Source organism: Streptomyces sp. NPDC003697 (assembly GCF_053587115.1).
Genome location: NZ_JBSFNN010000028.1, coordinates 1 through 12,839 on the forward strand (window position 1 = coordinate 1; position 12,839 = coordinate 12,839).

The 12,839-nt window shown below is 75.3% G+C and carries 7 protein-coding genes; 2 read left to right on the top strand and 5 right to left on the bottom strand.

Annotated features, from left to right (window positions below):
- Positions 1-79: 79 nt before the first annotated feature.
- From ACWDNY_RS14120 to ACWDNY_RS14140, 5 genes are all read right to left on the bottom strand, one after another.
- Entirely contained in the window at positions 80-1,249 is a 1,170-nt protein-coding gene (locus ACWDNY_RS14120; protein WP_451645999.1) for a sigma-70 family RNA polymerase sigma factor, read from the bottom strand.
- Positions 1,250-1,526: 277 nt separating this feature from the next.
- Positions 1,527-3,440: a DNA primase gene (gene dnaG / locus ACWDNY_RS14125; RefSeq protein WP_451646000.1), complete on the bottom strand. Its 1,914-nt coding sequence runs from the start codon at positions 3,438-3,440 to the stop codon at positions 1,527-1,529.
- A 145-nt stretch (positions 3,441-3,585) separates the two neighbouring features.
- Positions 3,586-4,851: an NAD(P)/FAD-dependent oxidoreductase gene (locus ACWDNY_RS14130; protein WP_451646001.1), complete on the bottom strand. Its 1,266-nt coding sequence runs from the start codon at positions 4,849-4,851 to the stop codon at positions 3,586-3,588.
- 166 nt (positions 4,852-5,017) lie between these two features.
- A complete protein-coding gene (locus tag ACWDNY_RS14135; RefSeq protein ID WP_451646002.1) occupies positions 5,018-6,391 on the bottom strand; it encodes a deoxyguanosinetriphosphate triphosphohydrolase in 1,374 nt (457 codons plus the stop codon).
- Between the two features lie 183 nt (positions 6,392-6,574).
- Positions 6,575-7,528 (bottom strand): sirohydrochlorin chelatase, encoded by a 954-nt coding sequence (locus ACWDNY_RS14140; RefSeq protein ID WP_451646003.1) that lies wholly within the window; start codon positions 7,526-7,528, stop codon positions 6,575-6,577.
- A gap of 270 nt (positions 7,529-7,798) precedes the next feature.
- Here ACWDNY_RS14140 and ACWDNY_RS14145 point away from each other — a divergent pair, with 270 nt between their 5' ends.
- Both ACWDNY_RS14145 and ACWDNY_RS14150 read left to right on the top strand, forming a co-directional pair.
- Positions 7,799-10,030, top strand: coding sequence for a molybdopterin oxidoreductase family protein (locus ACWDNY_RS14145; protein WP_451646004.1), 2,232 nt, complete (start codon positions 7,799-7,801; stop codon positions 10,028-10,030).
- A gap of 1,096 nt (positions 10,031-11,126) precedes the next feature.
- Positions 11,127-12,770 (top strand): M4 family metallopeptidase, encoded by a 1,644-nt coding sequence (locus tag ACWDNY_RS14150; RefSeq protein ID WP_451646005.1) that lies wholly within the window; start codon positions 11,127-11,129, stop codon positions 12,768-12,770.
- Positions 12,771-12,839: the final 69 nt, after the last annotated feature.

Genomic DNA, 12,839 nt, shown 5'->3' on the forward strand with positions numbered 1-12,839 from the left:
GAACGCATCGGCGCCCGCGAGGTCGTCGTCAGCGAACACGACATCCTCGACGGCATCGCATGGTCCTTGGTCTGACCGCCTACAGGGTGCGGTGGCCGAACAGGCGGCCTATCTCCTCCAGCGTGCGGGGACGGCCGTCCACGAGCCCGTACCGCAGCTGGACGACCTTGCGCTCGCGCTCCCCCAGCGTCGACAGCACGGCCTCCAGGTGCTGCCTGAGCAGCAGGAACGCCGCGGACTCCGCGGGTGAGGCGGCGTCGCCGTCCTCGATCAGGTCGCCGAGGGCGACGTCGTCCTCCTCACCGACCGGGGCGTGCAGGGACACCGGCTCCTGGGCCAGGCGCAGCACCTCGCGGACGCGCTCGGGCGTCAGGCCGAGATGGTCGGCGACCTCGTCCGGGGTCGGCTCGTAGCCGCGTTCCTGCAGCATGCGGCGCTGGACGCGGACGACCCGGTTGATCAGCTCCACGACGTGCACGGGGACACGGATGGTGCGGGCCTGGTCGGCGAGGGCGCGGGACATGGCCTGGCGGATCCACCAGGTCGCGTAGGTGGAGAACTTGTAGCCGCGGGCGTAGTCGAACTTCTCCACGGCCCGGATCAGGCCGAGGTTGCCCTCCTGGACGAGGTCGAGCATGGTCAGCCCGCGGCCGACGTACCGCTTGGCGACGGAGACGACGAGCCGCAGGTTCGCCTCGATCAGGCGGCGCTTGGCCACGCGGCCCATGACCACGAGCCGGTCCAGTTCGTGCGCGAGCCGGCTGTCCTGGTCGGGGGTGCCGGCCAACTTCTCCTCGGCGAACAGGCCCGCCTCGACACGGCGGGCGAGTTCGACCTCCTCGGCGGCGGTGAGCAGCGGGATGCGGCCGATCTCGCGCAGGTACTGGCGGAACAGGTCGGAGGACGGGCCGCCGGTCTCGGTGCGGGCGGGCAGCGGTCCGGCGGGGTCGGCCGCCGCCTCGGTGACCTCGGCGGGTTCGGTGACCTCCGCGGCGTCCAGCGCGTCGGCGGGCGGCCCGTCGGGCTCGGCGGGCTCCGGGGACAGCTCGGCGGGCTGTTCCCCGGGCCCGGCGGGGGCTCCGCCCGCTTCGGCGGGCGGCGTCTGCGCCTCCTGAGCGGCGGGCGCGGGGGCGGGGGCGAGCCGCAGTCGCGGGGTCACCGCGGCGCGGACGCCGGGGGTCTTCGCGTCCTTCCCGGCGGCCCCGAGGCCGGTGGCGACGTCGGTCTGGGTGAGGGTCCGGGTCTGCACGGGGGGCGACCTCCAGGATGGGCGCTGCCGAGGGGGTGGCAGCGGTACTCGGGGGCGGAGTCGGCGGCCTCGCCGCTGTCCGTCCCGTACGCGATGAGCGGAACCGCGGGATGCCGGACCCATGGGGGACGGGCCAGCCGCGCTCCGAGGACTCAGGCACCGGACCCAGTGTGGGGTACGACACATCGCCGCCACGAGGGGCGTGCGATGACTTTTTGCGTCCGGTCCGTGACCGTGCGGTTACCCGGTCCGCCCGGCGGAGCGGCCCGCCGTCACCTCACAGCGCGGCCGCGCCCCGCTCCCGGAGGGCCTGGTCGTACTGCTGGAGGACCCACAACTCGTTCTGCACCGCGGCCAGTTGCGCCGGGTCGCCGCCCGTTCCCAGGCGGGTGAGGGCGCTCTGGACGTCGCGGATACGGCGCTCGACGGCGCGCCGGCGCACCGTGACCAGCTGGGCGCCGGCGTAGGTCTCGTCGGCGTCCTTGCGGAGCATGATCGCTTCGACGGCCAGCTCGGTGACCATCGCGCGGACCGTGTCGTCGGGCGCGGCCTCGCGGACGCGGACCAGGTACTCCTGGGGGTCGTGGACGCCCAGTTCGGCGCCGCCGGCGTCCATGATGGTCCGGCGTACGGCGGCATAGGGGGCGGCGGTGAACTCGTCGATGCCGTAGGCGTCGAACGCCGGGGAGACCAGCTCCGGCCGCTGGAGGGCGAGTTTGAGCAGCTCACGCTCGGTGGCGTAGACGGGGTTGCGCAGGTTGAGGGCCGGTCCGCGGGCCGTCGCCGGCGCCGCGGCGTACTGCCCCTGCGGGTGGCGCCGGTGCCGGTCGGGCGCCGCCGGGCCGCGGCCGCCGCGTTCGCGCGCCCAACGGGCCAGCTGCGCCACCCGCTTGACCACGAACTGGGTGTCGAGGATGCCGAGCATCCCGGCGAGCTCCACCGCGACCTCGTGCTGGGCGCCGCTGTTCTTGATGCGGGCGACGACCGGCGCGGCCTCGTCCAGCGCGGCGGCCCGGCCCGCCGGCGTGTCCAGGTCGTACCGCGCCACGATCTGACGCAGCGCGAACTCGAAGAGCGGCGTGCGCGGTTCGACCAGGTCGGCGACCGCCTCGTCGCCCTTGGCCAGCCGCAGCTCGCACGGGTCCATGCCGTCCGGGGCGATGGCGATGTAGGTCTCGGCGGCGAACTTCTGGTCGTCCTCGAAGGCGCGCAGGGCCGCCTTCTGGCCGGCCGCGTCGCCGTCGAAGGTGAAGATCACGCGGGCCGAGCCGTTGTCCATCAGCAGACGGCGCAGGATCTTGATGTGGTCGCCGCCGAAGGCCGTGCCGCAGGTCGCGATCGCGGTCGTCACCCCGGCCAGGTGGCAGGCCATGACGTCGGTGTAGCCCTCGACCACGACCGCGCGGGAGGTCTTCGCGATCTCCTTCTTCGCCAGGTCGATGCCGTAGAGCACCTGGGACTTCCGGTAGAGCGCCGTATCGGGCGTGTTCAGGTACTTCGGCCCGTTGTCCGCCTCGTACAGCTTGCGGGCGCCGAAGCCGACGACGTCCCCGCCGATGTCGCGGATCGGCCACATCAGACGGCCGCGGAAGCGGTCGATGGGGCCGCGGCGGCCCTCCTGGGCCAGGCCGGAGAGGACCAGCTCCTTGTCGGAGAAGCCCTTGCCACGCAGGAAGCGGGTGAGGTGGTCCCAGCCCTGCGGGCTGTAGCCGACGCCGAAGTGGACGGCGGCGGCCTGGTCGAAGCCGCGCTCGGCGAGGAAGACCCGGCCGGTCTCGGCCTCGGGGCCGGTGGCGAGCTGCTCGGCGTACCAGTCGGCGGCGAGCTTGTGCGCCTCGACCAGGCGGATGCGCTCGCCGCGCTGGTGGGTGGGGTTGTACCCGCCCTCCTCGTAGCGCAGGGTGATGCCGGCCTGGCCGGCCAGGCGCTCGACCGCCTCCGAGAAGGAGAGGTGGTCGATCTTCATCACGAACGTGATGGTGTCGCCGCCCTCCTGGCAGCCGAAGCAGTGGAAGAGCCCCTTGCTGGGGCTGACCTGGAAGGAGGGGGACTTCTCGTCGTGGAACGGGCACAGGCCCTTCAGGTTGCCGCCGCCCGCGTTGCGCAGCTGGAGGTACTCGGACACCACGGCGTCGATCGGGACCGCGTCCCGTACCGCCTTCACGTCCTCGTCGTTGATCCGTCCTGCCACGAGGTGATTCTACGGGGCCGCGGTGACACTCCAGGGGCGTGAGGGGCGGTCCGCGGCCCCGCCGCGGGCCGCACACCGGCGATCGCGGGCCCCCGGCCGCGGCGACGGCGGACGGCGGCGGGCACGGCCCGGGCGCGTCCGGCCTTCAGGGAACCAGGCTGTCCAGCGGCACGTGCGGGTCCGACAGCGCGTCGGTGTCCACCCGCGCGCGGGTCCGGATCATCCGCTGGATCGGGTCTGTGACGTCCCACACGTTCACGTTCATCCCGGCGAGTACGCGGCCCTCGCGCACCCAGAACGCGATGAACTCCCGCTTCCCGGCGTCCCCCCGGATCACCACCTCGTCGTACGAGCCGGGGGGCGCCCAGCCGGAGTACTCCATGCCCAGGTCGTACTGGTCGGTGAAGAAGTAGGGCACGCGGTCGTAGGTGACGTCCTGGCCGAGCATGGCGCGGGCCGCGGCCGGGCCGCCGTTGAGGGCGTTGGCCCAGTGCTCGACCCGCAGCCGGGTGCCGAAGAGGGCGTGCGGGAAGGCCGCGACGTCGCCGGCGGCGAAGATGTCGGGGTCGGAGGTGCGCAGGTGCTGGTCCACGACGACGCCGCCGCCGTGGTCCCGGTCGGCGATCTCCAGTCCCGCGGCCTCGGCGAGGGAGACGCGCGGGGCGGCCCCGATCGCGGCGAGCACGTCGTGGCACAGGTGCTCCTCGCCGTCGTCCGTCCGGACGGCCAGCACCATGCCGTCCTGCCCGACGATCTCGGTCAGCCGGGCACCGAAGTGGAAGCGGACGCCGTGCTCGCGGTGCAGCTCGGTGAACAGCTCGCCCAGCTCGGGTCCGAGGGCGGCGTGCAGCGGGGTGGCGGACGGCTCGACGACGGTGACCTCGGCCCCGTACTCGCGGGCCACGGCGGCGACCTCCAGGCCGATCCAGCCGGCGCCAGCGATCACGAGGTGGCCGTTGTCCCGGCCGAGGGCGGACAGCGTGCCCTTGAGCCGCTCGGCGTGGGAGAGGCGGCGCAGGTGGTGGACGCCCGCGAGGTCGGTGCCGGGGACGTCCAGGCGGCGCGGCTCGGCGCCCGTCGCCAGCAGCAGCCGGTCGTAGCGCACGAGCGTGCCGTCGCCGCCGTAGTGGACGGTCTTCGCGGCGCGGTCGATCGCCACGACCGTCTGGCCGAGGTGCAGTTCGACGTCGTTCTGCGCGTACCAGGCCGGCTCGTGCACGAAAAGGCTGTCCCGCGTCTCCTTGCCGAGCAGGTACCCCTTGGACAGCGGCGGGCGCTCGTAGGGGTGGTCGCGCTCGTCGCAGATGAGGATCACCCGGCCGCTGAAGCCCTCCGCGCGGAGCGTCTCGGCCGCCTTCGCCCCGGCCAGGCCTCCTCCGACGATGACGAATGTCTGATCCGCGTCGACCACGTGATGCCTCCTCGTAAGGGTGCCGCCACCTGCGAGCGTCCCGCACGCGGCGTGCTGCGGGAAGAGGGAGTGGCCCATCCAGGCCACCCGGGTCCGTCTCGGGACCCCCGGCGTCACTTCGGCGGGGCCGAAGCTCCCCCGGGTCGCCGCGGGACTCGGTCCCGTGTCACGGATGCCCCGCCAGCCGGGCGTGAAGCGAGCAGGCCGAGGCGTCGGTGAGAGACGCGATCTGGTCGACGATCACCCGTTTGCGGGCGCGGTCGTCCGCGGCCTGCGCGAACAGGGCGCGGAACTGGGGGTCGAGGCCGTCCGGGGCGCGGGCGGTGAGCGCTTCGGCGAGTTCGGCGACGACGATCCGCTGTTCGGCGCGCAGCCGCTCCTGCTCGGCGCGCTGCATGACGTACCGGTCGGCGACCGCCTTGAGGACGGCGCACTCCATGCGGGTGCCCCTCGGGACGACGAGTTCGGCGCCGTACCGCGTCAGGCGGCCGGGGGTACCGCCCGGTCGGCCCGGGCGGTGTCCCGACGCCTGCCGGGTGGCGCTCTCCGCGGCCAGGCAGAAACGGCCGATGAGCTGGCTGGTGGCGTCCTTCAGACGGGCCTGGGCGGGGGCCGAGCCGTCGTAGCCGTGGGGCCACCACTCCTGGGACAGGAGCCGGTCCAGGGCCTCGGCCAGCTCCGCCGGGTCGGTGCCGGCGGGGACGTAGCGGCCGACGGCGACGGCGAACACCCCCTGCCGCTCGGGCTCGGCGTGCAGGCAGCCGGGGTCGATGTGCCCGGCGTGCAGGCCGTCCTCGACGTCGTGCACCGAGTACGCCACGTCGTCCGCCCAGTCCATGACCTGCGCCTCGAAGCACGTGCGCGTGCCGGGGACGCCCCGGCGGACCCAGTCGAAGACGGGCCGGTCGTCCTCGTACACGCCGAACTTCGGTGAGGACGGGTCGGTGGGGTGGGCGCCGCGCGGCCAGGGGTACTTCGTGGCGGCGTCGAGGACGGCGCGGGTCAGGTTGAGGCCGACGCTGACGAGTTCCCCGGAGGCCGGGTCGGTGACGAACCGCTTGGGTTCGATGCGGGTGAGCAGGCGCAGCGACTGGGCGTTGCCCTCGAAGCCGCCGCAGTCCTCCGCGAACTCGTTCAGCGCCTGTTCGCCGTTGTGGCCGAAGGGCGGGTGGCCGAGGTCGTGGGAGAGACAGGCCGCCTCCACCAGGTCGGGGTCGCAGCCGAGGGCCGCGCCGAGCTCCCGGCCGACCTGGGCGCATTCCAGCGAATGGGTGAGCCGGGTGCGGGGGCTGGCGTCCCAGACGGGGCTGTGCTCCCCCGGGGTGACCACCTGGGTTTTTCCGGCGAGGCGACGCAGCGACGCGGAGTGCAGCACGCGCGCGCGGTCGCGCTGGAAGGCTGTGCGGCCGGGCCGTTTGTCGGGCTCGGCGGCCCAGCGCTCGACGTCCGGCGCGTCGTAGCCGGCCGGCGGGAGGTAGTTCTCGGACGCCAGGGACACGTTCTCGTAGGCCCTGGCCGTCTCGGGTGCGATCCCTTCCATGACTCGACAGTAAGGGCAGCCGCTGACAAGCGGGACGTCGGAGCGGGCCCCGGGCGCCGGTGACGTCCGGGCCGCGGGCACCCGTGGCGCCGGCGGCCCGGCACGGGCGCCGGGGCCCGGGTGCGGGCGCCCGGGTGCGGGCGCCCGGGCCAGGCCGGCGACGCCCGGGCCACGGCACCCGTGTCAGGCCCGCGGGCGGGCGTCTGCCGGGGTGCTTCCGGCCGGGGCGGGTGCGGGTACGGCGGTGCGGGTGGGCGCGGGGCCGCTGGGCGGGGCGGGCGCCGCCGGTGTCGCCGGTGCCGCGAGGGCCTGGTCGTAGCGGTGCAGGGCCAGGCGGGCCATCGCCGGGTGGGCGCCGAGCGGGGCGGAGGCGATCCCGGCGGCGGCCTCGGCGCACTGCGTGGCGAACCGTCCGGGGGCGGTGAAACAGGACGCGACGGCGACAGGGCGGCGGCCCCGCGCCGCGAGGGCGCGCAGGGCCTCGGGAACGGTCGGCGCGGCGGCGGAGGCGTAGGCGGGGACGACGGGCACGCCGAGACGCGCGGCGAGGAGCCGCGCGGTGCGGCGGGTGTCGGCGGCGGAGTCGGGGTCGCGGGAGCCGGCCGCCGCGAGGACGACCCCGCGGCGGTCGCGGCCGGCGGCGTCCTGCGGGGTGGCCCAGCCGGCCTCGGCCAGACGGGCAGCCAGCGTCTCGGTGAGCAGCGGGTGCGCGCCGAGCGGCGCCGCCACGCGCGTGCGTGCCGGTGCGGCCGCCGCCGTCCGGGGGATGTCGTGCTTGACGTGGTAGCCGCGGGTGAGCAGCAGCGGGACCAGGACGGCGTCGGCGCCGGCCAGGCCCGCGAGGGTGTCGGTGAGCAGCGGCTCCTGGAGTTCGACGTGCCCGAGGTGCACGGGCAGCCCGGGGCGCAGGGCGCGTACGCGGCCCAGGAGGGCGCGCACGGTGTCGAGCGCCCGCGGGTCACGGCTGCCGTGCGCGACGAGGACAAGGGCGGGCGGGGCCGGCCCGCGCCTGCCCTCGGGTCCGGCGAGGCCGAACCCGCCCGGGTCACGCGCCGTGCCGTCCGGGCGCGCGCCGCGCCGCCGCGGGCCGCCGGGGTACCGGAGGGACTGGTCGAGGGGACTGCTCACCGCCGTCATGCGGGGATTCTCGCGACCGGAGGTTGCACGGCCGTTGCCCGGCCGTGACGGGTCCTTTCCGGTGCTTCACCGGTCCGGCCGGGGCCGTGTGAGCACGACGAGCCCGGCGCGCCGTGCGCCCACCCGTCCCTCCGCCTGCGCCTGGCCGGCCGGCGACGGCCCGGCCGGGCACGCCTCACGGTGGGCGGGGAGCGGCGGGGAGGTCGCCGTCCCGGCCGTGTAACAGCGGGTCGCCCGGTCGCGTAACACGGCCGGCGCACGCTGGGCGGCATGCAGACCTCCGCGACACCCACGCACTGCCCGTACTGCGCCCTGCAGTGCGGCATGAACCTGACCCCAGCCCCGGACGGGACGGTGGCTGTCACGGAGCGCGCGGACTTCCCGGTCAACCGCGGCGCGCTGTGCGGCAAGGGCCGCACGGCGCCCGCGCTGCTCTCCTCCCGGGTCCGGCTGACCTCCCCGCTGGTGCGGTCGGACGACGGCACGCTGACGCCCGCGACCTGGGACGAGGCGCTGGAGCGGATCGCCGCCGGGCTGTCCCGGACGCGCTCGGCGCACGGCCCGGACGCGTGCGGGGTGTTCGGCGGCGGCGGGCTGACGAACGAGAAGGCGTACGCGCTCGGGAAGTTCGCCCGGGTCGTGCTCGGCACCTCGCAGATCGACTACAACGGCCGCTTCTGCATGTCGTCGGCGGCGGCAGCCGGTACGAGGGCGTTCGGGCTGGACCGCGGGCTGCCGTTTCCGCTGGAGGACATCCCGCGGACCGGGTGCGTCATCCTCGTCGGCTCCAACCCGGCGGAGACGATGCCCCCGTCGCTGCGCTACTTCGACGAACTACGGGCGAACGGCGGCACACTGATCGTGGTCGACCCGCGCCGCACGCGGACGGCCGAACACGCCGACCTGCATCTGGCGCCCCGCCCCGGCACGGACCTGGCGCTGGCGCTGGGCCTGCTGCACCTGGTCGTCGCCGAGGACCGCACCGACGAGGCCTACATCCGGCAGCGCACGACCGGCTGGGAGGAGGCCCGGGCGGCCGCCATGGCGCACTGGCCGGAGTACGTGGAGCGGGTCACGGGGGTGCCCGTCCCCCGACTGCGGGAGGCGGTGCGGCTGTTCTGCGAGCCGGAGGCCGCGATGGTGCTCACCGCACGCGGGCCCGAGCAGCAGTCGAAGGGCACCGACACCGTGGGCGCGTGGATCAACCTCTGCCTGGCCACCGGCCGCGCGGGCCGCCCGCTGTCCGGGTACGGCTGCCTGACCGGGCAGGGCAACGGGCAGGGCGGGCGTGAACACGGCCAGAAGGCCGACCAGTTGCCCGGCTACCGGAAGCTGACGGACCCGGCGGCCCGGCGGCACGTGGCCGAGGTGTGGGGCGTGGACCCGGACAGCCTGCCGGGTCCGGGGCGCAGCGCGTACGAGCTGCTGGACGCGCTCGGCGGGGAGGTCCGCGCCCTGCTGGTGGTGGGCTCCAACCCGGTGGTGTCGGCGCCGCGCGCCGCGCACGTCGAGCAGCGGCTGCGGTCGCTGGACCTCCTCGCGGTGTGCGACGTGGTGCTGTCGGAGACGGCCGCGCTCGCGGACGTCGTCCTGCCGGTCGCGCAGTGGGCGGAGGAGTCGGGCACCACGACCAGTCTGGAGGGCAGGGTGCTGCTGCGGCGACGCGCGATCACCCCGCCGGACGGGGTCCGCAGCGACCTGGACGTGCTGCGCGGCCTGGCGGCCCGCCTGGGCGTGGAGAAGGGCTTCCCCACCGACCCCGAGGAGGTCTTCGAGGAACTGCGGCGGGCCTGCGCGGGCGGACCCGCGGACTACTCCGGCATCACGTACCGCAGGCTCGCGGAGGAGAACGGCGTCTTCTGGCCCTGCCCGGCCCTCCCGGGGGACGGGGCCGGGGCGACACACTCCCCACCGGACGCGGCCGCCGCCCCGCCGGTACGGCCGCACGCGGCCGGTGCAGGAGACGCCGCCCCCGCCGGGCGCGCGGACGGCCCCGCGCGGGACGACGCGCGCGGCGAGCCGGTGCCCGCCGTCCACCCCGGCACGCCCCGCCTGTTCCTGGACCGCTTCGCCACCGCGGACGGGCGCGCCCGGTTCGCGGCCGTGTCGCACCGGCCGGCCGCCGAGGAGCCCGACGCCGAGTACCCGGTGCTGCTGACCACCGGCCGGGTCGTGGCCCAGTACCAGTCCGGTGCGCAGACCCGGCGCGTCGGCGAGCTGAACGCCGCCGCACCCGGTCCGTTCGTGGAGCTGCACCCGCGGCTGGCCGCGCGGGTGGGGGCGGTCGAGGGCGAGCCGGTCGCGGTGGTGTCGCGGCGCGGGCGTGCGGTGGCGCTCGCGCGGATCTCGAGCGGTATCCGGCCGGACACGGTGTTCATGCCGTTCCACTGGCCGGGCGAGGGCCGCGCCAACACCCTGACCAACCCGGCCCTGGACCCGGACTCCCGGATGCCGGAGTTCAAGGTGTGCGCGGTACGGCTGGAGCCCGCCGAACCCCGGTGAACCGGCCGGTCCAGCGCCCCCGGCACCCCCGCCCGACGGTCGCGCAAACCCCGGTGACGGCCGGCACCGCTCACCGGCGGCCGACGCGCGGTACGGGTGGGCCCCCGAGCCCCGGTGAACCGGCCGGTCCAGCGCCCCCGGCACCCCCGCCCGACGGTCGCGCAAACCCCGGTGACGGCCGGCACCGCTCACCGGCGGCCGACGCGCGGTACGGGTGGGCCCCCGAGCCCCGGTGAACCGGCCGGTCCAGCGCCCCCGCCAGGCTGTCCCGGAACCCCGGTGACGCCCGGCACCGCTCAGGCGGCGGGCAACGCGCGGTACCGGTGGAGCCCGCCGAGCGCCGGTGAACCGACCGGCCCCGACGTCCCGCGCCGGGCGGTCGCCCAACCTCGTTGACGGCCGGCACCGTTGCGCGCCGGGCGACGCGCGGTGCGCGTGCGCCCGTCCAGCCCCGGTGAGCCTGCCGGCCCGGCGTCCTCACCCGGCCGTCACCCAACCCCGGTAACGGCCGGCGCCGTTCGACGCCGAACCCACCGGTCGCTGCCCCCCGATGCGCCTCCCCGGCCCCGCGGGCGGGCGGTGACGGTCGGGGCAGCAAACGTGCGCCCGGGCCCGCGCCGCCGGCCGGCGGGCCCGCGGGCGCTTCACCCGCGCGTAGCGGCCGCGCGGGTGCCCCCGCTCGTGCGCCTTCAGGCGGCCCACCCCGGCGGGAGTTCCCCGTAGGCCGGCGGTGGGGCGGTGACACCGTGCGCCGACCGTCCGGCCGCTCCACGGCGCGACGGGGGCGGCCGGGGGCCCTCGTGCGGTACCGCGCGACCCGGCCGGCGCCGGGGCGCCGATCCGCGTCCGCGCTCCGGGCGGAGGCCGTCAGGCCCGGTACGACGCCGCCCGTGCAGCCGCCCGGGGGCGGACCGTTGTCGGGCTCACCTGGACGCGGGGTGCCCCGCACGACGAACGGGAGGGGCACAGAAACGATTCTCTCCCCTCACACATCCCCCCGTGGACGCTATGGACATGACATGTCATGGTCCCTTAAACCTGAGGGGCCATCAGTGCCACCCCACGCGCCCCAGGGCGCCCGCGCTCAAGGAGACCGATGAGTCGGACACGGCACAACCGAGGCTCCCGTCTCGCCACGGCGGGGATAACCGCCACCGCGGCCGCCCTGCTGGCCGCCGCGCTCTCCCCCGCCGCACACGCCGCGGACAGACCCACCCGCGCCGAGGCCGTCGGCCACGCCGCCTCGGCGGTGGCGGACCATGCGGCGGCCCTGGGGCTGACCTCCGCCCAGGACACCGCCGTCCGCGACGTCATCGTCGACAAGGACGGCACGCAGCACGTCCGCTACGACCGGACCTATCGCGGCCTGCCCGTCCTCGGCGGCGACTTCGTGGTCCACCTGGCCCCGAACGGCACCTACCGCGCCGCGGACCGCGCCGTGAAGAGCGCCATCTCCCTGCCCGGCGTCACCCCCGCGCTGTCCGCGCCGCGCGCCGCCGACCTCGCCTCGAAGGACCTGCGCGCCGCGAACCGGGGCGAGACGCTGCGCAAGCTGACGGCCAAGCCGCAGCTCGTCGTCGACGCCCTGCACGGGAGCCCGAAGCTCGCGTGGCGCACCAACGCGGTCGCGATGGACTCGCTCGGCAACCCGGTCGCGCGCACAGTGGTCACCGACGCCCGCACCGGTGCCCGGATCGACGCGTGGGACAGCATCGAGACGGCGACGGGCGACGGCGCGTCGCTCTACAGCGGGACGGTGCCGCTCCAGACGACGCAGTCGGGGTCGGCGTACCAGCTCAAGGACCCCACGCGCGGCGGCACGTACACGGGTGACGCGGCGAACAAGACCGACCTGTGCATCCTCGGCATCTGCTTCAGCCGTGCCCCCGCGACGCTGTTCACCGACGCCGACAACCACTGGGGCTCCGGCACGACGGCGGACCGCGCGTCGGCGGCCGTCGACGCGCAGTACGGCACCAACGCGACCTGGGACTACTACAAGAACGTTCACGGCCGCAACGGCATCGCCGGCGACGGCAAGGGCTCGTACAACCGCGTCCACTACGGGAACAACTACAACAACGCCTTCTGGGACGACAGCTGCTTCTGCATGACGTACGGCGACGGCGACGGCACGACGTTCGGGCCGCTGGTGGCCCTGGACGTGGCCGGCCACGAGATGTCGCACGGCGTCACCTCGAAGACGGCGGCGCTGACGTACTCGGGCGAGTCCGGCGGCCTGAACGAGGCCACCTCGGACATCTTCGGCACGCTGGTGGAGTGGTACGAGAACAACTCCTCCGACCCCGGTGACTACCTCATCGGCGAGGAGATCGTCCGCCCGGGCTTCGGCCAGCCGGCGCTGCGGTTCATGGACAAGCCCTCCCGGGACGGCAACTCGGCCGACTGCTGGAGCAGTTCGGTGGGCAACCTGGACGTGCACTACTCCTCCGGCGTCGCCAACCACTTCGCGTACCTGCTCGCCGAGGGGAGCGGCGCCAGGACGGTGAACGGCGTCAGCTACAACTCTCCGACGTGCAACGGCTCGACGGTCACCGGCATCGGCCACGACAAGCTCGGCAAGATCTGGTACCGCGCGCTGACGGTCTACATGACCTCGTCGACGAACTACGCGGGTGCCCGGACGGCCACGCTGAACGCGGCGAAGGACCTGTTCGGTTCCGGCAGCACCGAGTACAACGCGGTCGCGGCGGCCTGGAGCGCCGTCGGCGTGGGCTGAGCCCGGCACCCGAACACGGCGGAGGAGGCCGGCGTCCCCAGGGGGCGCCGGCCTCCGGCGTCCGCGGGC

Coding starts and splice junctions, on each gene's coding strand:
- ACWDNY_RS14135 (WP_451646002.1), bottom strand. CDS start 6,391: ATGGAAGGGATCGCACCCGAGACGGCCAGGGCCTACGAGAACGTGTCC.
- ACWDNY_RS14145 (WP_451646004.1), top strand. CDS start 7,799: ATGCAGACCTCCGCGACACCCACGCACTGCCCGTACTGCGCCCTGCAG.
- ACWDNY_RS14140 (WP_451646003.1), bottom strand. CDS start 7,528: ATGACGGCGGTGAGCAGTCCCCTCGACCAGTCCCTCCGGTACCCCGGC.
- ACWDNY_RS14150 (WP_451646005.1), top strand. CDS start 11,127: ATGAGTCGGACACGGCACAACCGAGGCTCCCGTCTCGCCACGGCGGGG.